20 protein-coding genes are annotated in these 20164 nt (G+C 57.8%); 5 read left to right on the top strand and 15 right to left on the bottom strand.

Going from position 1 to position 20164, the window contains the following annotated elements; all coding sequences use genetic code 11:
* Window positions 1–23: 23 nt before the first annotated feature.
* From BUC26_RS05880 to BUC26_RS05865, 4 genes are all read left to right on the top strand, one after another.
* Window positions 24–1007 (top strand): acetyltransferase, encoded by a 984-nt coding sequence (locus BUC26_RS05880; RefSeq protein ID WP_073374218.1) that lies wholly within the window; start codon window positions 24–26, stop codon window positions 1005–1007.
* A gap of 13 nt (window positions 1008–1020) precedes the next feature.
* Window positions 1021–2100 carry a lytic murein transglycosylase gene (locus BUC26_RS05875; RefSeq protein WP_084540497.1) on the top strand — a complete coding sequence of 360 codons (1080 nt, stop codon included), beginning with the start codon at window positions 1021–1023 and terminating at the stop codon, window positions 2098–2100.
* 28 nt (window positions 2101–2128) lie between these two features.
* Window positions 2129–3337, top strand: a complete 1209-nt coding sequence (gene mltA / locus BUC26_RS05870) for a murein transglycosylase A (protein WP_161949802.1) — start codon at window positions 2129–2131, stop codon at window positions 3335–3337.
* Between the two features lie 65 nt (window positions 3338–3402).
* Window positions 3403–4239 carry an SAM hydrolase/SAM-dependent halogenase family protein gene (locus BUC26_RS05865; RefSeq protein ID WP_073374214.1) on the top strand — a complete coding sequence of 279 codons (837 nt, stop codon included), beginning with the start codon at window positions 3403–3405 and terminating at the stop codon, window positions 4237–4239.
* A 26-nt stretch (window positions 4240–4265) separates the two neighbouring features.
* Here BUC26_RS05865 and aroA read toward each other — a convergent pair whose 3' ends face one another.
* Genes aroA through BUC26_RS05835 form a run of 6 tightly spaced genes read right to left on the bottom strand, consistent with a single transcriptional unit; the run spans window position 4266 to window position 9141 of the window.
* Window positions 4266–5534, bottom strand: a complete 1269-nt coding sequence (gene aroA, locus BUC26_RS05860; RefSeq protein ID WP_073374212.1) for a 3-phosphoshikimate 1-carboxyvinyltransferase — start codon at window positions 5532–5534, stop codon at window positions 4266–4268.
* A gap of 55 nt (window positions 5535–5589) precedes the next feature.
* A complete protein-coding gene (locus BUC26_RS05855; RefSeq protein WP_073374211.1) occupies window positions 5590–6432 on the bottom strand; it encodes a shikimate dehydrogenase in 843 nt (280 codons plus the stop codon).
* Window positions 6422–7147: a type I 3-dehydroquinate dehydratase gene (gene aroD / locus BUC26_RS05850; RefSeq protein ID WP_073374209.1), complete on the bottom strand. Its 726-nt coding sequence runs from the start codon at window positions 7145–7147 to the stop codon at window positions 6422–6424. The genes BUC26_RS05855 and aroD overlap by 11 nt, the downstream gene beginning before the upstream one ends.
* A gap of 3 nt (window positions 7148–7150) precedes the next feature.
* Complete coding sequence (locus BUC26_RS05845) at window positions 7151–7423, bottom strand: YkvA family protein (RefSeq protein WP_073374207.1); 273 nt, start codon at window positions 7421–7423, stop codon at window positions 7151–7153.
* 3 nt (window positions 7424–7426) lie between these two features.
* Window positions 7427–8365: a dihydroorotate dehydrogenase gene (locus BUC26_RS05840; protein WP_073374205.1), complete on the bottom strand. Its 939-nt coding sequence runs from the start codon at window positions 8363–8365 to the stop codon at window positions 7427–7429.
* The gene (locus BUC26_RS05835) at window positions 8353–9141 is read right to left on the bottom strand and encodes a dihydroorotate dehydrogenase electron transfer subunit (protein ID WP_073374203.1); all 789 of its coding nucleotides are present in this window, start codon (window positions 9139–9141) and stop codon (window positions 8353–8355) included. Before BUC26_RS05835 ends, BUC26_RS05840 begins: the two co-directional genes overlap by 13 nt.
* A gap of 67 nt (window positions 9142–9208) precedes the next feature.
* Between BUC26_RS05835 and BUC26_RS05830 the strand changes: the two genes are divergently transcribed.
* Window positions 9209–9997: a prepilin peptidase gene (locus BUC26_RS05830; RefSeq protein WP_073374201.1), complete on the top strand. Its 789-nt coding sequence runs from the start codon at window positions 9209–9211 to the stop codon at window positions 9995–9997.
* Window positions 9998–10175: 178 nt separating this feature from the next.
* Here BUC26_RS05830 and dsrP read toward each other — a convergent pair whose 3' ends face one another.
* The 9 genes from dsrP to hemA all read right to left on the bottom strand — a co-directional run bounded on the left by dsrP (window position 10176) and on the right by hemA (window position 20148).
* Window positions 10176–11351: a sulfate reduction electron transfer complex DsrMKJOP subunit DsrP gene (dsrP, locus tag BUC26_RS05825; protein WP_073374199.1), complete on the bottom strand. Its 1176-nt coding sequence runs from the start codon at window positions 11349–11351 to the stop codon at window positions 10176–10178.
* Between the two features lie 7 nt (window positions 11352–11358).
* Window positions 11359–12174, bottom strand: a complete 816-nt coding sequence (gene dsrO, locus BUC26_RS05820; protein WP_073374197.1) for a sulfate reduction electron transfer complex DsrMKJOP subunit DsrO — start codon at window positions 12172–12174, stop codon at window positions 11359–11361.
* Window positions 12174–12572 carry a sulfate reduction electron transfer complex DsrMKJOP subunit DsrJ gene (gene dsrJ, locus BUC26_RS05815; RefSeq protein ID WP_073374195.1) on the bottom strand — a complete coding sequence of 133 codons (399 nt, stop codon included), beginning with the start codon at window positions 12570–12572 and terminating at the stop codon, window positions 12174–12176. Before dsrJ ends, dsrO begins: the two co-directional genes overlap by 1 nt.
* 29 nt (window positions 12573–12601) lie before the next feature.
* Window positions 12602–14233 carry a sulfate reduction electron transfer complex DsrMKJOP subunit DsrK gene (gene dsrK / locus BUC26_RS05810; RefSeq protein ID WP_073374193.1) on the bottom strand — a complete coding sequence of 544 codons (1632 nt, stop codon included), beginning with the start codon at window positions 14231–14233 and terminating at the stop codon, window positions 12602–12604.
* Window positions 14234–14270: 37 nt separating this feature from the next.
* Window positions 14271–15293: a sulfate reduction electron transfer complex DsrMKJOP subunit DsrM gene (gene dsrM, locus BUC26_RS05805; RefSeq protein ID WP_073374191.1), complete on the bottom strand. Its 1023-nt coding sequence runs from the start codon at window positions 15291–15293 to the stop codon at window positions 14271–14273.
* A gap of 89 nt (window positions 15294–15382) precedes the next feature.
* Window positions 15383–15907 (bottom strand): RsbRD N-terminal domain-containing protein, encoded by a 525-nt coding sequence (locus tag BUC26_RS05800; RefSeq protein WP_073374189.1) that lies wholly within the window; start codon window positions 15905–15907, stop codon window positions 15383–15385.
* 174 nt (window positions 15908–16081) lie between these two features.
* The gene (locus BUC26_RS05795) at window positions 16082–18211 is read right to left on the bottom strand and encodes a carboxy terminal-processing peptidase (protein ID WP_073374187.1); all 2130 of its coding nucleotides are present in this window, start codon (window positions 18209–18211) and stop codon (window positions 16082–16084) included.
* A gap of 118 nt (window positions 18212–18329) precedes the next feature.
* Window positions 18330–18857, bottom strand: coding sequence for a hypothetical protein (locus BUC26_RS05790; RefSeq protein ID WP_073374186.1), 528 nt, complete (start codon window positions 18855–18857; stop codon window positions 18330–18332).
* Window positions 18841–20148 carry a glutamyl-tRNA reductase gene (gene hemA / locus BUC26_RS05785; protein WP_073374184.1) on the bottom strand — a complete coding sequence of 436 codons (1308 nt, stop codon included), beginning with the start codon at window positions 20146–20148 and terminating at the stop codon, window positions 18841–18843. The genes BUC26_RS05790 and hemA overlap by 17 nt, the downstream gene beginning before the upstream one ends.
* Window positions 20149–20164: the final 16 nt, after the last annotated feature.

Genomic DNA, 20164 nt, shown 5'->3' with positions numbered 1-20164 from the left:
ACGGACCGGTATTAGCATTATTCATGCCATTTTCCGAGCAACCGCAGTCCGCGCATTTTGATGTTTTCAACGGTGATGCCGACGGTATCTGCGCCTTGCACCAGCTTCGCCTGGCCACACCGATAGACGACACTCGGCTGGTCACCGGGGTCAAGCGAGAGATCGCACTTCTCAATCGTCTTGCCGATGTTCGCAACAGCACGATCACGGTGCTCGACATTTCCCTCGACAGCAACCGACAGGTGCTCCTCCGCCTGCTTGCCGCCGGCAACGAAATAACCTACTTCGACCACCATTACGCCGGTGAAATACCAAGCATTTCAGCGCTGACCACCCATATCGATCCGGCACCGGACTGCTGCACATCGTTGATCGTCGACCGGGTGCTCGGCGGCCGTTTCCGGTTATGGGCACTATGCGGCGCCTTCGGCGACAACCTCCATGCCATCGCCACAGCAATGGGCGCCGACAGCCGGTTATCCAAGCGAGAGATCACCATCCTCAGAGAAATCGGAGAACTCCTCAACTACAACGGCTACGGCAACAACCTGCAGGATCTCTATTTCTCACCGGACAAACTCTACCTTTCGCTCAGTGCCTACAAAGATCCGTTTACCTTTTATGCCCAATCCAAGACACTCCAGACGCTGAAAACCGGCTATGCCAACGATATGTCAATGGCCCTGAGTCAACCGATCTTCTCGGCCAGCGGCGCTAACCGCATTTTCCGCCTACCTTACGGCCCGTGGTCACGGCGTGTCTCTGGCGTCTTTGCCAACCTCAAGGCACGGGAGAATCCAGAAGGAGCTCACGCCCTGATAACCGAGAACGGCGACGGCACCCTGCGTATCAGTGTACGCGCCCCGCTGGCCGATCGGCGCGATGCCGATACCCTGTGCCGCTCATTCCCCGGTGGTGGCGGACGAGCCGCGGCGGCCGGTATCAACTCCCTGCCCGAAGAGCAACTCAATCGCTTTGTGGCAGCTTTCAACCATACCTATCGCTGATATGAATCCGATTATGCCTCTCTCCCGTCTTCTTCGCACCGCTTCTGCCGGGTGTCACCACCTGCATTTGCTCATTGCCGCTCTGGTCCTTCTCGTCGCTACCGGCTTTGCCGGCCCTGTTCAGGCAGCCAAACCGCTGGCTGCCGACCTGGTAACCGACGGCCAGGCCATCGACCTGGAAAGTGACCGATATCGTGAGCTGTTTGCCGAACTACAGCGCGACCATAACTTTACCGAAGACGAACTTACGTCTCTGTTTGCCGGTGTGCGCATCAACAAAAAGGTTCTCGAACTGATGGATCGGCAATGGGAGGCCAAACCGTATCATCAGTACCGACCGCTCTTCGTCACCGCCAAGACCATCGCCACCGGTAAGAAGAAATTGCTCGAACACAGCGAGCTGCTCGACCGGATCGAAAAAGAGTTCGGTGTCGACCGAGAGGTTATTGTAGCTATCTGGGGAATCGAATCACGGTTCGGCACTCACCGGGGCAGCTTTCCGGTTTTCGAAACGCTGAACACCTTGTTCGATGCCTATCCCCGCCGTTCGAGTTTTTTCCGGACCCAGCTTATCCACTTCCTCGAGGTCTGTCGGGAAAACGGCCTCGATCCGCTGCAGGTCAAGGGCTCTTATGCCGGAGCCTTCGGTCAGCCGCAATTTATACCGTCCAGTTTCAACGAATATGCGGTCAGTTTCGACGACGACGAGATCAGGGATGTCTTCACCTCGATCGACGATATCTTCGCATCCATCGCCAACTACCTGCGACGTTTCCACTGGACCCTGGACGCACCGGTCTATGTCGATATCGGCACGGAACTCAACTCCGCAGAGTTGATCGCAGCCCACCGCCAGGGCCGGAAAGGTAAAGTGGAGGTGAACACCGTCAGCGGCGATCAAGGAGTGAATCTGCCGGAATCACCTGAAAACCGCAAAGTGATCATCGTCGGTCTGGAGTTGCCCCGCCATGAAGGGGGAGGTCTTCGCTATATCGCCGGCTATCCCAATTTCCAGGCTATCATCGAGTGGAATCATTCAAGCCGCTATGCGATGGCTGTCGCCGAACTGGCCGAAGCAATCAAAGCGGATTGAGCGGCAGCAGCCGCACCGGCCGGTTTACATGATGATGTCTGCTCGCCGCCGGCAACTGCAATCACCGCTCTGGTATTCTAGCATTGTTTTTATTCTTTTCGTGATCGCCGGCTGTGCGCAACAGTCACCGATCACCGCCGTATCGGTCGGCAGTTACCCGCTGTTTGTAGACGACGCGCCGACAGGTGGCCTGCTCCAGGCCGTGGAACGGCAGATCGACTATCTGGAGCGACTTGATCCGGCCCGGACTACAACCATTGACCGGTACCGGTTTTCTGTCCGCGAACAGATCGATTCACTGCGCGACTTCACGAAAATTATCCTCGACGAATCGGACCCGCTGACGCTGGGCCGATTGATCAGACAGCATTTTCACATTTTCCAGGCCGCCGGCAGAAATGGTCAGGGACGGATGCTGGTAACCGGCTACTTCGAACCAATCTACCAGGCCAGCCTGGCCAAACAGGCCCCCTACCTCTACCCGATTTACCGCAAACCTGACTCACTGGTAACCAGATTCAACAAGCAAGGCGGCAGCCGGGAAAGCGGGCGGATCGGCCCCGACAACACCTTCCTCCCCTACTGGACGAGACGCGAAGTGGAAACCGGCGATCTGCTGCACGGCTATGAACTCGCCTATCTCAAAGATCCGTTGGACGCCTATCTCTTGCAGGTGCAGGGATCGGGCCGTCTCCGCCTGCCGGACGGATCCCTGCGCGCCGTCTCCTTTGCCGCCAGCAACGGGCGAAACTACAATAGCCTTGGCAAACTGTTCGTCGATCGGGGGCTTATGGAACGACAGCAGGTCTCTATCCCGGCAATCAGAACCTATTTTGCAGAGCACCCGGGCGAGATTGCCGACATGCTCCGCCACAATCCTCGCATGGTCTTCTTTGACTGGGGGGATGGCAGTGGTCCCCGTGGCTCACTGGGGATGCCGCTAACTCCGGGACGCTCTGTGGCCATCGACCAGCGGGTACTGCCGGCCGGGGCGATCGGCTATCTGGTCACCATGCGGCCGGTCCTCGATGAACATGGTGCTATCTCGCACTGGCGGCCATTTGGCCGTTTCGTCGTGCCTCAGGACAGCGGCTCGGCAATCACCGGACCGGGTCGTGTCGACCTGTTCTGGGGGGGTAACGACTATGCAGAGATCGCCGCCGGCCACATGAACCACCGGGGCACTTTATTTTTTCTCGTAAAAAAGAGCGCTACGGCTTTTGATTCAACACTGTAAATCGAGTAAGATAGATATTGGTACCGGGCCTGCTCGGTCTCTTTTAACAACCATCACCACTGCGCATGCGACAAAGCGGATTTCCGATAACCCTGACCACCGACTTCGGCCTAGCCGATGAATATGTCGGAGTGATGAAAGGGGTGATTCTGCTGATCAACAAAGGCGTCCCGATCGTCGATCTGACGCACGGCATCCAGCCTCAGGACATTCGTCAGGCCGCGCGAGTCATCAACTCGAACTACAAGTATTTTCCACCCGGAACCGTACATCTCTGTGTCGTCGACCCCGGTGTCGGTACCGCCCGCCGGATCATCGCCCTGCACTGCGACACCCATTTTTTCATTGGCCCGGACAACGGCGTTTTTTCTCCGTTGATCAACGGCCCTGAATCGGTTGACGTCTACCAGGTGGAGAACCGGAAACTCTTTCTCAAAGAGGTATCGCAGACCTTCCAGGGACGGGATATCATGGCCCCGGTCGCTGCCCGTCTCGCCTCCGGCATGTCCATCGTTCATGTCGGCCCGCGTATCACCCGAGACTCCTGTGTCGTTATCAGCCTCCGCGACCCCCTTGTCCGGCGGGACGGCATCGCCGGCGAAGTCGTCAATATCGACAGCTTCGGCAACCTCCGGACCAACATCACCAAGGCCCACCTGAACAGGATCGATCTCGGCGGCCACCCCTGCATTACCCTGCGCTCGTATGCCATCGGCTTTTGTAAAGGGAGTTACGACGATATCGCCGACAATATGCCGGCAGCCATCATCAACAGCAGCGGAGAGTTGGAGGTCTGCGTCAAGAAGGGCAACGCCGCGCGGCTGCTGCGGGTCGGTCGTGGAGAGAGGATTTTCGTACACGGCCATCGCAGCGGGTGCCAGGATGCCGACCTGGCGTCCTGAGAGAATCGTCTATCGAACAACCACGTTCAGGACAACTCGGCAAACCGCTGCCAGAAGTCAGGAAACGATTTGGCCACACACTGCTCGCCGGTGATCCGGATACCCGGCACGCGCAAACCGGCCACCGCCAGGCTCATTGCCATCCGGTGGTCGTTGTAGGTATCGATTGCAGCGCCGTGCAGATCTTTGCCGCCCCGGCCGTGAATGACCATCCGGTCCGGATATTCATCGACGTGCACTCCTATCTTGCCAAGCTCGACACAGACACCATGCAAGCGGTCCGATTCCTTGATCCGCAGATGAGCGATGTTGCTGATTTCAGTCTCTCCTTCGGCAAAAGCGGCAACCACCGCCAAGGTCGGTACGACATCGGGCATGGCGCTCATATCGACGGTAATCCCTTCCAGACGGCCATCGCTCTCCACAGTGATCCCGAAATCAGACTGCTGCACGCTGCAGCCCATCCTGGCCAGCAGCGGCACGAACATCGTGTCACCCTGCAGTGACGGTACCGGCACGTTGGCCACCGTGACCCGGCCGCCGGCAACAGCGGCGGCCGCCCAGAAATAAGAGGCGCCCGAGGCATCGCCTTCGATCCGGTATTCGCGCGCTCGATAACGAGCCGGTTCGACTCGGAATGCGGAAAAATCCGCCGCCACCTCGACGCCAACACCGAATTCGGCCATCACCTCCAGAGTCATGGCCACATAGGGTTTGGACAGGATTTCACCGTGCACTTCCAACTCGGCCGGTTGCCTGGCCAGCGGCGCCACAAGCAGCAACGACGAGAGATACTGGCTGCTCTTGCCTTCGGGCAGGATGGTCTTGCCGCCGCTGAGACCGGCAGCCCGAATCCGCAGCGGGGGACAGCCGGTCCCGCGTATCGACTCGATATCGACGCCCCAGCCCCGCAAGGCCTCGATCAGAGGCGCGATGGGCCGCTGCTGCATGCGCTCGTCGCCATCGATAATAACCTCGCCGACCCCAAGCGCGGCCACCGAGGTGAGAAACCTGGTCGCGGTGCCGTTATTCCCGAGGTAGAGGTGCTCACTTGGAACGCCAATGGTTCCACCGGTCCCATCGACATACCAGGTGTCTTCTCCGGTTTCGAGATGCACGCCCAGCGCTCGCAACGCCCTGCTCGAGTATTCGGTATCCTCGCTGGTCAGCGGCCCCCGCAGAATCGATCGACCATCGGCGAGCGAAGCGGCAATCAAGGCCCGCTGGGTGATGCTTTTCGAGCCGGGCACGGTAATCGTTGCGTCCAGTCCACTGGCCGTCTGTATTTCAATCATCGTTACATTCCGTCTGAATGATTCGGCATCGGCAGCCGGCTCCTTGCCGTGCAGTTCATTGAGCGGCGGCCGATGCGGCGTTTGCCTGCAGCAACGCCGCGCGCATCACTTCCACCGGCGCAGTACGACCGGTCCACAGCTCGCATTGGGCCGCTCCCTGATAGAGGAGCATCTGCAGGCCATCGACGCAGCGACAGCCGACCGCGGCAGCCTCCCGGAGCAATCTCGTCTGCAGAGGGCTATAGACGATATCCATGACCACCGCGAAAGAGCTCAGTACATCGCGGTGGACCGGGCTATCTTCCGCTTTCGACGCCATACCGACCGAGGTGGCGTTGATGAGAATCTCGGCCGGCCGGGATTCGGTGCCTTCAAGCGGCAGCCACGGGCAACCGAGCGTATCGGCCAAAGCCCGCCCCCGCTTCTCGGTCCGACTGTGAATTTCTATCGCCGCACCGGCCTCCATGAGGCCGAAGCCGATCGCCCGGGCAGCGCCACCTGCTCCGAGAATAACTGCCCGGCTGCCGGCCAGCGAAATTTCCTCGGCCAGCGCTCGATTGGCACCCAACCAGTCGGTATTGGTTCCAAAAAGCTCACGCTCGCCGTTCACATCACGCACCTGAATCGTGTTCACTGCGCCGATACGGGCTGCTACCGGGTCGATCTCATCAAGCCAGGCCAGCACCGCTTCCTTGTAGGGGATGGTAACACTGAGCCCGGACAGACCAAGATTGCGCACCGCGGCGAGCACTCCATCGAGCCGGGTCACCTCAAGCGGGACATAGACCCGGTTTTCCCCGAGAGTGGCAAACGCCGCATTGTGCATGGCCGGACTCAGGGAATGTGCCACCGGATTGCCGATAATACCGTAAACTTTTGTTGAGCCGTTAATGTCCATAAACTCTTTCGGTACGGGCGCGGGGAGCAGTTGCAAACTGATCGAGGATGGTCCGCGCCTGTTCAATGTCAAGTTGTCCCGGGGCAGTCGCCTCAGCGCCCGGCACAGCGCAATAAGTCATATAACCTCCGAGTTCCACGGTCGCCAGCCGGCTGATCATTCCCGGTTGCCCCATACAAAAAGCGGCAAGAGGGAAGGATGTGGTGATGGCCTCTGCCAGCAGCCGCAAGATCCGCAGGACATCGAGCTGACTGTGCGCCATGGTGACGATTTTGCCTACATCGCACCCGGCCTGCCGCATCTGCTGCAAGACCGCATGCAGTGCCGGCCATGCCGGGGTATGCAGAAAATCGTGCCAGGAAAAGAGGAGTCTACTCCCCGATACCGCGGTGGCCTCCCGCAGCAGCTGCCGGCTCCGTTCGGGAGCACGCAACTCGCAATCGATATAGGCGGCGCCGGCTGCCGCCGCCTTGAGCAGCGGCTGAATGCGCGCCGCTTCCGGGCCGTGAAAGTGACCGCCTTCCCAGTCGGGCCGGTGAGTAAACAACAGGGGTGTGCGGCTTAGCTGCAGAAACGGCTGCGGATCGGGATCCTCGAAAAAATCGAGACGTATCTCGATGATATCGGCAGCAGAGCCAAACCGATCTATCAGGTCCAGCGCTTCGGTCTGTGTCTTCGCCCCGACGGAAAGGCACAGCAATCCTCGTTGTAGCATCGTTTACTCCGCTCCATTCCGTTTGTCCGACTCCGTCATTCGGCCGGCCAGCAAGCCAAGCAGCGACACGACAGCCAGATCATCAATGATGCCCAGGCCGAGAAACCAGTCGGGCAGCAGGTCGTAGGGAGACAGCAGGTAGAGCACACCGGCGGCCAAAATCATCCTGATCCGCCACGGGGTAGCCGGGTCGAAAAGGACTTTCACATAGCCGACAATCGGTCGAAAAAATCGCTTCAATCGCTGGCCGAAACCCTGCTCCCGCGGTGTTGCCACGCGTCATGCCTCCAAGGCTCCGATCAACTCTCTGATCGACTGCAGGTCATGTTCCCGGACATAGGCGGCAATGCCTTCAACCACCTCTTCACTGACCCGCGGATTGATGAAATTGGCGGTACCGATCTGTACAGCGCTCGCACCGGCCAGGATAAACTCGAGCGCGTCTTCGGCGCTATCGATGCCGCCGATGCCGATCACCGGAATCGAAACTGACCCGGCCACCTGGTAAACCATGCGCAGCGCTACCGGTTTGATCGCCGGACCGGACAAGCCACCGATGACGTTGGCCAGGACCGGTTTTCGGCGACGCAGATCGATGGCCATGCCGATCAGCGTGTTAATCAGCGATACCGAATCGGCCCCGCCGTCTTCTACGGCGCGAGCCAGGATCGTGATATCGCTGACGTTCGGGGAAAGCTTGACCATCACCGGCACGTCGGCAGCCGTCTTGACCGCCTCGGTCACGGCCCGGGCCATCTTCGGGTCCGCCCCGAAGGCGACACCACCCTTTTTTACATTCGGACAGGAGATGTTGACTTCGATAGCGGCAATCCCATCGACACCGACGAGTCGCTCGGTGAGCTGACGATATTCCTCCACGGTATCGCCGAGGATATTGACGATCACCGGGACATCGAGACCGCGCAGATAGGGCATTTTCTCACTGATAAAGCGCTCGACTCCGACATTTTGCAGCCCGATGGCGTTGAGCATGCCGCACGCGGTCTCGACGATACGCTGCGGCGGATTTCCCTGCCGCGGTGCCAGCGATATCCCTTTGACGATAACCGCCCCGAGTCGGTGCAGATTGACCAGCGGTTCGAATTCACGGGCATAGCCAAAAGTTCCCGAAGCGGTCATGACCGGGTTCTGCAGGACCAATGAACCGATATTGACCCGGAGATCGGGGTACGGTCCCCGCTCCTTCAGGAATTCCATACCAGATCCTCCGCATTGAACACCGGTCCGTCGATGCAGACATGCAGATAGCCGCCGCCGGCGGCATCGACATTACACCCGAGGCAGGCCCCCATACCGCAGGCCATTACGCTTTCGATGGAAACCTGGCAGGACAAGCCGCGATCGACGCAGATGCGGTGTACCCGGGCCAACATCGGCTCCGGACCGCAGGCATAGACCACGGTACCCGGCTCGAGCTGCTCGGCCTTGAGCACGTCGGTAACGAGTCCCTGTCGGCCAAACGATCCGTCATCGGTGGCACACTGCAAGGACCGTCCGAACTGCCGGAAATCCTCAACCAACGGCTCGACGTCGCCACTGCTTCTGCCACCGAGGATCACCAGGTCGCGATGATGGTCTCGGCCGGACTGGCAGATTCGTTTTGCCAAAAAGAGCAACGGTGCAATGCCCAACCCACCGCCGACCAGGCAAGCAGGCGCCTGACGATCGATCCGATAACCACGGCCCAAAGGTCCGAAGACATCGAGCAGTTCACCGACCCGGCAATGCGCCAGCATGTCGGTCCCCCGACCGACGATGCGAAAATAAATCTGGATCTGGCCGTTACTGCTGGCCTGGTGCAGTGAAAACGGGCGACGCAGCAGCGGGTCCTGGCCGTTTCCGGCCCTGATCATGACAAAATGACCGGGCGCAGCGGCGGCGGCAATGAGCGGCGCCTCCAAAGTCAATCGGACATTATCCGCAGACAATTGCTCAAAGCGGATAATTCTTGCTTTTTCCTGATGTTGAGACATAATTGTTGGATGGCTGAATACAGCTGTTCGGGATCGCCCCGACAAACTCCTCTGCTTTCAGGACTCAATGGAACCAGATCTTCTCTTGTTTTTCCCGGCCTTTCTCCTTGGCGCCACGATCGGCAGTTTTCTCAACGTCGTCATCCTCAGGCTGCCCGAATCGGGAGCCTCGATCGTCTTCCCCGCCTCCCATTGTCCCCGCTGTCTGACTCCGCTGCGCTGGTTCGAAAATATACCGATCCTCTCATACCTGATCTTACGCGGCAGATGCGCCCACTGCCGGAAGGCCATCTCCCTGCAATACCCGGTCGTCGAGTTGCTGACCGGCCTGCTGGCGGTCGCGGTGCTGGCAGCTTTCGGCCTGAGCGTTACCGCCGTCGGCATGTTTGTGCTCTGTACCGCACTGCTCACTATAATATGGATTGATCTTCATCACCAGATAATACCAGACGTTATCAGCCTTCCCGGTATTCTGGTCGGTTTTCTGTTCTCCTTCGTCTCCACTTTCATCGGGTGGCAGGATTCACTGATCGGGTTGCTGGTCGGCGGAGGCTTCTTCTACCTGGTCTCGCTGAGCTACTACCTGATCCGCAAGCAGGAGGGGCTCGGCGGGGGGGACATCAAACTGCTGGCGCTGCTCGGCGCCTTTCTCGGCTGGCAATCTCTTCTCTTTATCATCTTCACTTCTTCCTTGAGCGGCTCTATCGTCGGTCTGATCGCCATGCGTTCCCAGAAGAAAGGAGGCTCGACCCGCATCCCCTTCGGCCCCTTTCTCGCCCTCAGCGGCATGGCGTATCTCTTTTTCCGGCCACAGATCTACGAACTCTTCCAGCTCTATCTCCACCTGCTCGGCTAATCCGTCAACAGCAACCGATGCGGGATCTGCGGGCACACCGCCATACCAATCTCGCCGACCAGGAAAGCCAAGCCCGCTTAACGGTGGGACAATTCTTGATCAACGGCGCCCGCACACAAAAACCCCCGGCCGGCGGTGCCGATCGGGGGTTTTTGATACTGATGCGTCGATCTGCAGATCAGGCTTCTACTTCGTGTTCAATGCCGACAGCGATCTTGTAGAGCAGGGTCAGCAGGAAGAAACCGGTCGCCCAGATACCCAACGTAATGCCAAGTTCGTTGAGTGTCGGGATATACTCGGTCACCTCTTCCAGCGGATTCGGCACGAATCCGGCAAAGACGAAACCAAGCCCCTTGTCTGCCCAGAGGGCCAGGAAGATCAGCGTTGCCGCGGTACCGACCAGTCGGTAATCGAAGACCTTGGCGATTTTCATATAGGCCAGGATGCCGAGACCGGTAAAGTTGAACAGGGCGGCGGTCCACATAAACGGCACCAGGTTATTGTAAACATGGCCGTCATGCTCAAGGCCGAAGAACAGGTATTCAAGACTGTGGATATGACCGGGAACCTCCGAATAGTAGCCGACGAAGAACTCCAGCAGGAAAAAGAAGGTATTGATAATCACCGCATACATGATGATCGTCGTCATCTTCTGGATGGCTTCTTTACCGGCGTCGAAGTGGGCGTATTTGCGCATGACCAGACAGGCCAGTAGGATCAGCGATGGGCCGGCGGCGAAAGCCGAGGCGAGGAAGCGCGGCGCGATAATGGCCGACAGCCAGAAATGCCGTCCCGGCAGACCGCAGTACAGCATGGCGGTGACGGTATGGATAGAGACGGCAAAGGGGATGGAAATGGCAACGAAGAAATAGATCCACTTCGGCGGCGGCACCTGCTTTCGCTCCGCGGTCAGGATGACCCAGCCGCACAGAACATTGAGCAGCAAATAGCCCCAGAGCACACACATATCCCAGAAGAGCATGGACTGCGGGGTCGGATGGAAAATGACGTTGAGCCCGCGCAACGGCTGACCGAGGTCGGCCATAATGAACATCAGACACATCACCAAGGCCGAGATCGCGAGGAACTCGCCGAGAATGGTGATTCGCCCGAATGCTTTGTAATTATGGATATAGTAGGGCAGCACCAGCATCAACCCTCCTGCGGCAACGCCGACCAGGAAGGTGAACTGGGAAATATAGAGCCCCCACGATACGTCCCGGCTCATGCCGGTGAGCCCGAGACCGAACACGTATTGCCTGAAATAGCAGGCCCAGCCGATGGCAATGAAGGTGCCGAGGATGGCAAGCCAGATCCAGTAGGCCGGTTTTCCTTTTAATGTCTTTTCAATCATGACAACCTCACACGATGTAGAAGACTGACGGCCTGGTGCCGGCAGCTGCATTACGCTGAATGGTAAACTCCTCGCTTAATACCTTCCTGACCTCCGATTGCGGATCATTCAGATCGCCAAAGACCATGGCGCCCGTCCCCTGACAAGCCTCGACACAGGCCGGTTCCAGGCCGAGAGCCAGCCGCTCGGCGCAGAAGTTGCATTTTTCGACGACACCGCGCATGCGGCTCGGGAAATCGGGATTGTAGGTCTTGATAAAGGGTCGGGGGTCCTGCCAGTTGAAACTCCGCGCACCGAAGGGACAGGCGGCCATGCAAAAACGGCAGCCGATGCAGCGGTGATAATCCATCGCCACGATACCGTTTTTTTCGTTGACAAACGTTGCCTTGGTCGGGCACACCTTGACGCAGGACGGGTTGTCGCAATGGTTGCAGAGAACCGGAAACTGGCTGTTTTTTACCGTCTCCGAACGCAGGTTCTGGGACTGAGCGACGAAGGCGTTGGCAAACCCGGTCTTCCAAATCCACTTGATCTCGCTCTTGCGTCCGGGAATCTCCGGCACATTATGTACCGCATGACAGGCGGCGATTGCCTGGTTGAGCAGTTCCTCGTTGCCGTAGAACTTGCGCATGTCGATTACCATACCGAGCCGGATACCGGTGCGCTGCTCTTCACCATGCCCGCTGCCGTGGCCGGCTGCGGCTTGCTCGGAACCGGAGGCCAGCGCCGGCACCGAGGTCAGCTTGACCACCGCGGGGGCGCCAATACCGGCGAGAACCGTAGCGCCGGCCATCTTCAGGAATTTTCTTCTCTTGTTATCCATCAGTGAGCCTCCTTCTTCGATGCCGCTTCCGTCGGGGTCAAATGGCAATCCCAGCACGTCGGCGTGACAGCGGCATAATCATGACAGCTGTCGCAGAATTTTTCTTTGTTCGAATGACACTCCATACAGGCCAACTGCAGTCCTTTACGATACTCCTTGCCGCCGACCGTAACGGTTACCCGATCGGAATTACGCAAGACATCGTCGCGCCACTCGTTGAGCAATTGCATATGCTTGTCCCGCATGAAAGCGGCCGATGCGACACACTCCTTCTCACCGCCGGGCGGCAGTTCCGGTTTCGGCAGCGGGCCGGCGTCCAGGCCGTTGTACCAGACAGGAAACGTCACCATCAGAACGAAGATGACCAGACCCGTTATTATCATCGTTTTGTTATACATTATCGATCACTCCTCTTATCTGGTCAGGTTTAGAGCAAGGTCCGCAACCCTTCATCGAGTTCAGCGCGGTTCTCGCCGTCCAGGACGATCGCATTGCCGACCAGTTCGGAAATTCCGCAGACACCGACGTTGGGGTTCCAGTAGCTCATCAGCGACGTCAGGGTGGCCCGGTCGATGGCACAGACACAGGACAGCATGTTGACTCCGTGTTTTTCTTCCACGTACTTAACGGCGTTTGCCCGCGGCAGTCCGGAGCGCATCCGCAGTTCCATGATTTCGTCGGTATTGAGTCCGGTTCCGGAACCGCAGCAGAAGGTCTGCTCGCGGATGGTGTTCTCGGGCATCTCGTGATAGTTGTTGACGACATGCTTGAGCACGTAGCGCGGCTCTTCGAGCAGTCCCATGGCCCGGGCCGGGTTGCAGGAGTCATGGAAGGTGACGTTGAGATAGTCGTTGCGGCTCTTGTCCACCTTGATCTTGTTATGCTTGAACAGATCGGCGGTGAACTCGCTGATATGCGTCATCTTCGTCGAAGCGGCGTTATGGAAGACGGTGCCGGTGATCGGTGATTTCGGCACTTCGAGAAAATCGGCCGGGCCGTTCATCGTATCCATGTACTGGTGCACCACCCGCCACATATGACCGCACTCGCCGCCGAGAATCCATTTGACCCCGAGGCGCTTGGCCTCGGCGTACATCTTGGCATTGAGCTTTTTCATCGATTCGTTGTTGGTAAACAGACCGAAGTTACCACCCTCAGACGCATACGTTGACCAGGTGTAGTCCAGACCGATGTGCTCGAACAGGATCAGATAGCCCATGGCTGTGTAGAGCCCGGGTTCGGCAAAGACATCGGCAGACGGAGTGATAAACAGGACTTCTGCACCTTTTCGGTTAAAGGTCGGGTTGATCCGAACGCCGGTCAGGTTCTCGATATCGTCGGCGAGAAATTCGACGTTATCTTTGAAGGTGTGGGGCTGCAGTCCCATGTGGTTACCGGTCCGGTTGGAATTGGAAACCGGCTCGAGAATCCAGTTGATACCGATACCGAGCAAATGCAGCAATTCCCGGATAACGATCGTCACCTCCGCGGTATCGATGCCGTACGGGCAGAACGCCGAACAGCGGCGACACTCGGTGCACTGATAGGAGTACATGAACCATTCCTTGATCACCTCCGGCGTCACCTCGCGGGCCCCGGCCAATCGACCGAGGACCTTGCCGGCCAGCGTGAAGTCGTTGCGATAGACCGAACGCAGCAACTCGGCACGCAGTACCGGCATGTTTTTCGGATCACCGGTGCCGAGGAAAAAATGGCACTTGTCGGCGCAAGCGCCGCACCGTACGCAGCAATCCATGAAGATCTTCAGGGACCGGAACTTCTCCAGCCGTTCCCGAAGGCCGTTGATGATAATCTCTTTCCAGTTCTCCGGAAGTTGCCAGTCATCATCTTCCGGCGACCAATCACGGGCATTGGGGAAATGAAGCCCGCTCTGGCTGTTGAGATATTCGACTTTGTCTTTTTTGGCAGGAAAGGCATAATTACCCGGCTTGAACACGACCGGGATATCCATCCAGTCCTTGGTGGGAATTGCTCCGGTGGCCAAGGACGGTCCCTGCACGACGCTTTGAGATAGTTGTTCTAGTTTTGCAACTGCCATCGTTGATGTCCTTTTAAGCTATGTTTGGTCAAAACCGTTATGCTTCGTCCTTTTGCGGAGTGGGTTCTTTCTCCACCGGGATGCCCGCTTCTACCATGTACTCTCGGAACTCATCCTCATACCCGGCATAGGAATGGGGTTTGATATCGGGGTTCCAGGGATTAATGTGACGAACCTCGCGGCTGTTGTTGCGCATGTTTCTGGTCGGGCTGAGAAAGACGCCGGCCAGGTGCATCAGCTTGCTGAACGGAAAATAAATCAGCAGGATGCAAACGAGAAAGAGATGGATGTAGAAAATCGCGCCAATATCGGTGCTGATTACCGGGCTGAATGTGGCCAGTCCCACGGCCAACTGCTTGATGGCGTTGATATCGACCCCGTCGCGCAGGAACATGCGCATCAAGACACCGGTCACCCCGATGGCGAACAGCAGTACCAGTGGGAAATAGTCGTTGAGCAGGGAGAGGAAGCGGACCTGGCGGTTAAACAGTCGCCGGGTGAACAGAAAGAGCAGCCCGATCAGCAGCCCGGCATCGGTCATATACATAGCCGGCGTGCCGATCTCAAACATGGAGTCGGCCCAATCGAGCCAGGCAATCGCTTCCGGAACCGGATTGAGGAAGAGGCGCAGGTGCCGGATGACGATGATCAGAAACGAATAATGAAACATCAGGCCGAACAACCAGAGCCATTTCGACGACTCATAGGTAATCTTCGGGCCGTCATAGATCTCGGATTTGGTGTTTCTGAACAGGGACCGGAAGGTCAGGACCTCCAGGGCCATCCTGGCCACGACCTCGGCGTTGGTGGTCGGGCACTCAAGCCGGTTCGGCTTGATAAAATCAAGAGATTTCGCTTGCCCGCAGGAGGTCTGGATCGAAAAAGGGACGGGTGATTTGGCCCAGTAGACGACCCGGTAAACAAAGCCGCCTAAGAAGACCATGATGGCCAGATAGGGAACCGCAACACCGAAAAAGTATTGCATCCCCGGTATCTGGGAGCCAAGCCAGGCAATCAAGATCAGGGCAATGACCGCCAGGAATGAATAAGCATACTTCATTTCTTAACCTCGCTTCATGGTGAACTGTTTTGGAAGCACGACTCCTCCGGCACCCCGATCGGCGGAGACGACATCCAGTTGTTTTCGCTTTACTCGTTTATTTTCCGTATATTCTTCAACGCCTTAGATGGACAGGCGCTGTCTGTGAGAATAGCGGCTCCGGATTTGATCTCGGCTATCCGGATCCGGTACACCTTTTCCCGGCATTGCATGTACAGGTCAAATGCGGCGAGCACCGCCAGATCAACGGCAAACTCGAAATCGTAGAGGTCCTTGACCAGGTCTTTGGTTTGCTTGTCGGCGGCAAGAATGTCTCTGGCAATATGCTTGACCGCGTTGAGCGGCGCAACGGCCTGCGACGGTGTGAACTCCTGGACCGATCGCAGATGCATAATCTGTGACAGCGGCTCGGCATAACCTGCCCCGTCACCTCCCTTGAGCAGCAGCTGAAAAAGTGTTTTCAGCGAAGTACGGATCGTCGAGCCGATCGGATTGGCGAAACGGTCTTTTTCTTTGTTCAAAAAGTCGGTGGCTTGATAGGTGGCCAAGGTATAGACGACCCACTTGTCAACGATGGTGTACCTGTTGTTGTGCAGCGCTTCCGTGAGTTCCATACCGACGATCTTCTCCGCTCATCCCTGTTATCGAGCAATGTCAAACGGTTCAATGACCTGAATGAACGGCCATTCACAAAGGCAAGTAACTAGCACTTTTATGTCGCTTTTTCAAGACTAATTATAGGATGAACGGCCCGCATCCGCGGCCGTTCCACGTCTTGGCAGAGACTGTTAAGGAGTCAGCAAATCGGTCAGGTCGCGCAGAATCATCTGCGCTTCCGAGATGTAAGGGTCCGTGGAAACCTTTTTGATCCAGTCGGCGCGATCATCATTGTCGCTTGGCGCAGCATCTTCGTCGTCACCATCGTCGCTCATCTGCAGTTCCTGCTCCAGGCGGGGATAATTGGCACCGACCCGTTCCCGGGCCTGCCGTTCTTCTTCGCGCCGGGCGCGCATCGAGTCGATGTCCAGAGTCAACAAGGTCTGTTCGCTGCGTTGTCGGGAGCGAAGGGCCTCCGCTTCGATGAGCTGCAGTTCTTCGGAAGCAACCAAACGCTGCCGACTGCGCTCGATAACCCTTTCCAGATCGACGATCTTGTCACGGTAAGGATGGTAGTCTGCCGGTGATTCCTGATCCCAGGGCAACGAATAATCGAGGTATTGCTCCCCCGATTCCAGATGTTGAAACAGGCTGGGGAGGACAATATCCGGTTCAACACCTCGATACTGGGTGGAGCCGCCGTTGATCCGGTAGAATTTTTGGATGGTCGCCTTCAGTGCCCCGAGGTCGTCGTAGCGCCGCAAATGCAGCAACGGGATATTCTCGTTGAGGTCGATAATGGTCTGCACCGTCCCTTTGCCGTGTGTATGCTGCCCGCCGATAACAACTGCCCGGCGATAGTCTTGCAGTGCCGCGGCGACAATCTCCGATGCGGAAGCGGAGAACTGGTTGACGAGCACTACCAGCGGACCGTCGTAGACGATCGAATCATCTTCGTCTTCCAGGATGCGTTTGAGGCCGTAACTGTTCTTCACCTGCACCACCGGGCCGGCGTCGATAAAGAGGCCGGCGATATCAACCGCATCGACAAGAGAACCGCCGCCGTTATCGCGAAGATCGAGAATAATACCTTCAATCCCCTGCTCCTTCAACGCCAGGATAACATTTCGCGTATCATCCGTTGAATTGCGTCCCTGCTCGCTGCCGCCACTCTTTTCGAAATCGCGGTAAAAGCTGGGGATGCTGATGTAACCGAAACGATGGCCGTCGGCCTCGAGAATCGTCTGCTTGACAAACGTCTCTTCGATCTGCACCACATCCCTGATGATCGGGATGATATCTTTGGTGCCGTCCGGTTTCATGACCGTCAGCCGGACCTCGGTTCCCTTCGGCCCGCGAATCAGACGGACCGCATCCCGCAGGCGCATGTCGGTTATCTCGACGGCCTCCTCGTCACCTTCGGCAACAGCCTGAATGATATCCTCGGCCTGCAATCGTCCCTGGCGGGCCGAGGCACTGCCGGGAATAATCCGAACGACCTTGATATAGCCGTCTTCCTCGCGTAGCAAGGCCCCGATTCCTTCAAGGCTGCCGCGCATGTGGATATCGAAATCCTCCTTGCGGTCCGGCGCCATATAATTGGTGTGCGGATCAAAGGCCCGGGCGACCGCGTTGAAATAGCGGTCGTAGTGATCCTGTCGGGTCTCCTGATGCAATCGATGGAAAAAATCGGTGAACCGTTTGCTCACCCGTTCCCGCGCCTCCGCCCACAACACAGCCCGATCGATCGGCTGACCGTCGGCCTGACGCTGGTCTTCCAGATCCAGGTAGCGATTGATGATCTGCGCTTTGAGCAGCAGCCGCCAGCGCTGCCGCAACCCCTCGAGATCTTCGACGTAATCAAGTTTTTCCGGGTCCGACTCCATGGCCTCCGGCTGATCCGGGTCCATCTTTTCGGCGAGCAGGTCGGCAACGATGGTCTCGACCTGGCGGATTCGCTCTTCCAGTATTGCATAGCCGGTTTCCGGCAGGGTGATGGTGCCGCGTACCAGGTTGTCGTCGATCAGTTCAGCAAACTCCTTGAGCTCTTCTACATCCGACTGCAGCAGGAAGCGCTTCTGAAAATCGAGCTGTTTCAGATAGAGATCAAAAGCGGCGCGCGACAGGGTGTCATTCATCTCCCGATCGCTGAAATGGAGCGTCGGCAACTGCTTGCCTAGGATATAGCCGATCAGCTTGTTGCGTTTCTGATCGACGTCGTCGCTCCCGTCGCTGCTGCCTTCGGCAAGGCACCAGGGAGCGGTGAGGAAAAGAACGATGAGAAAAATTGTTATCCGGAAGAGGTGGCTGCAGGATTTCATGAAAACTCGTTGCGCTCGGGTTGGCCCGGTGCCGGAGATCGACCTCGGGAGAGGGAGAACACGAAGCAGTCTTACCAGAAGCTCCGGACAAATTCCACACAAAGAAAACCGGCACTGATCAGCACCGTTCTGTCGTGTCTCCCTGAACATCGGCGGCCTGGGCCTCCCGGTGGCACAATGGTGCTATTTCCGGCGGCACCGCCGACAGGGGCAGGCCCAGTTGCCGGACAAAGACGCTCAGCTCGGCAAAACTGCAATTGATGTCGAAGCCGTGGCCCTGCTTACCGTCAGCGCTATGAGCCGCCAGTAGGCTGAGCAATTGCGCCGCGACCTGCCCGCGCAGTGCCGGATAATCAACCTGTTGCCGCCGGCAGAACTGCCGGTAGCGGTGCCAGTTGATCATTGCCCGCCGCACGCCGCGATAGCCCGGAGACGAGCGGTTGGCTGGCAGCAAGTCACGCAGGATAATTTCCCGGAAACGCTCCGCGGCGGCCTCGATCAAACGGCGGCACTGCTCGCGGGTCAGGGTCAAGCGCGGCCCACTTTCATCCTCACCGAGATAATAGAAGGCCGAATGCAGCGCCACTTCGGGAAGTTCTCCGGAATACCGGACCGCATACCACTCGTCTTCAAGTGGGTCCGTCATTGCTGTTCCCGGTCCCTTCGTTGTCGTCTTGCAGGCCAAAAACCGTTCTGACCATATCGATTTTGGTATCGTCTCCCGGCCGGCAGGATTCGCTTTTCAGGAAAAGCAGCGGATCGTGAAGCATCTTGGCGCTGATTGCCTGAGCCAGTTTTTCGACCTTTTGCCGGTCGGCCTCGCTCAACTGCAATTTCGGCAACGTCCTGTCCAACTCCCGGCGACAAATGTCGTCGGCTTTCCGGCGGAGCGCGGCGATGGTCGGCGTAACGGCCAAGCCAGCCTGCCAGCGGCAGAATTTCAGGGTTTCTTCATCGATCAGGCGCCGCGCCTTGATGGCTTCCTTTTCCCGTTCGGCGCGGTTTCCTTCGACCACCTGACTGAGATCGTCGATATCGTAGAGAAAGACATTGTCGATGTCGTTCAGGGCCGGGTCGAGATCGCGAGGCACGGCAATATCGATAAAGAACAGCGGCCGGTTACGCCTGCTACGCATCAGCGGTCGGACGTCTTCGCTGCGGATGATCAGATCAGCAGCACCGGTCGAGGAAATGACGATATCGACCTGTTCTATCCGCATCGTCAGCTCTTCGAGAGAGCAGGCTTGGCCACGGAATCGCCGCGCCAACTCAACGGCCCGGGACAATGTCCGGTTGGCTACAACCACTTCACCAATTCCCTGGCCAAGCAAATGCTCCGCCGCCAATTCGGCCATTTCTCCGGCACCGATCAGCAGTACCTTTTTATCGTCGAGCCGGCCGAAGATCTTTCTCGCTAATTCAACGGCGGCGCTGCTGATGGAAACCGCCGACGAGCCGATGCCGGTCTCACTGCGCACCCGCTTGGCAACCGAAAACGCTTTGTGCAGTAACTTGTTGAGCAGCGGTCCGGTGCACCGATGGGCGGCCGCAAAACGATAGGCTTCCTTGATTTGACCGAGGATCTGGGCTTCGCCGACCACCAGCGAATCGAGCGAAGCGGCGACCTGAAAGAGGTGGTTGACCGCTTCTCCATCTCGGTAGCAATAGGAATAGCGCAACCGCTCCGTCTCATTGATGGCGTCGCCGAACAGAAAATGAATCATCTGCCGCTCGATCTCTTCCTCGCCTTGAGAAGCAAAGAGCAACTCGACCCGGTTGCAGGTGGACAGCAGATAAAACTCAAGCCCCCCGGCAATCTGCTTCAGTTGGCACAGGGCTTCTTCGTAACCGGCGGTCAGGGCCATCCGCTCGCGAATCTCCACCGGAGTCGACTTATGGTTGACGCCAAGCAGGGTGAGGGATCTGCCGGCGATCATGCAGGTATTCCGTTGC

This window comes from Desulfofustis glycolicus DSM 9705 (assembly GCF_900130015.1).
Classification (GTDB): Bacteria; Desulfobacterota; Desulfobulbia; order Desulfobulbales; family Desulfocapsaceae; genus Desulfofustis; species Desulfofustis glycolicus.
The sequence above is the reverse complement of the archived record's forward strand: the minus strand, read 5'-3'. Positions and strand labels throughout refer to the sequence as shown.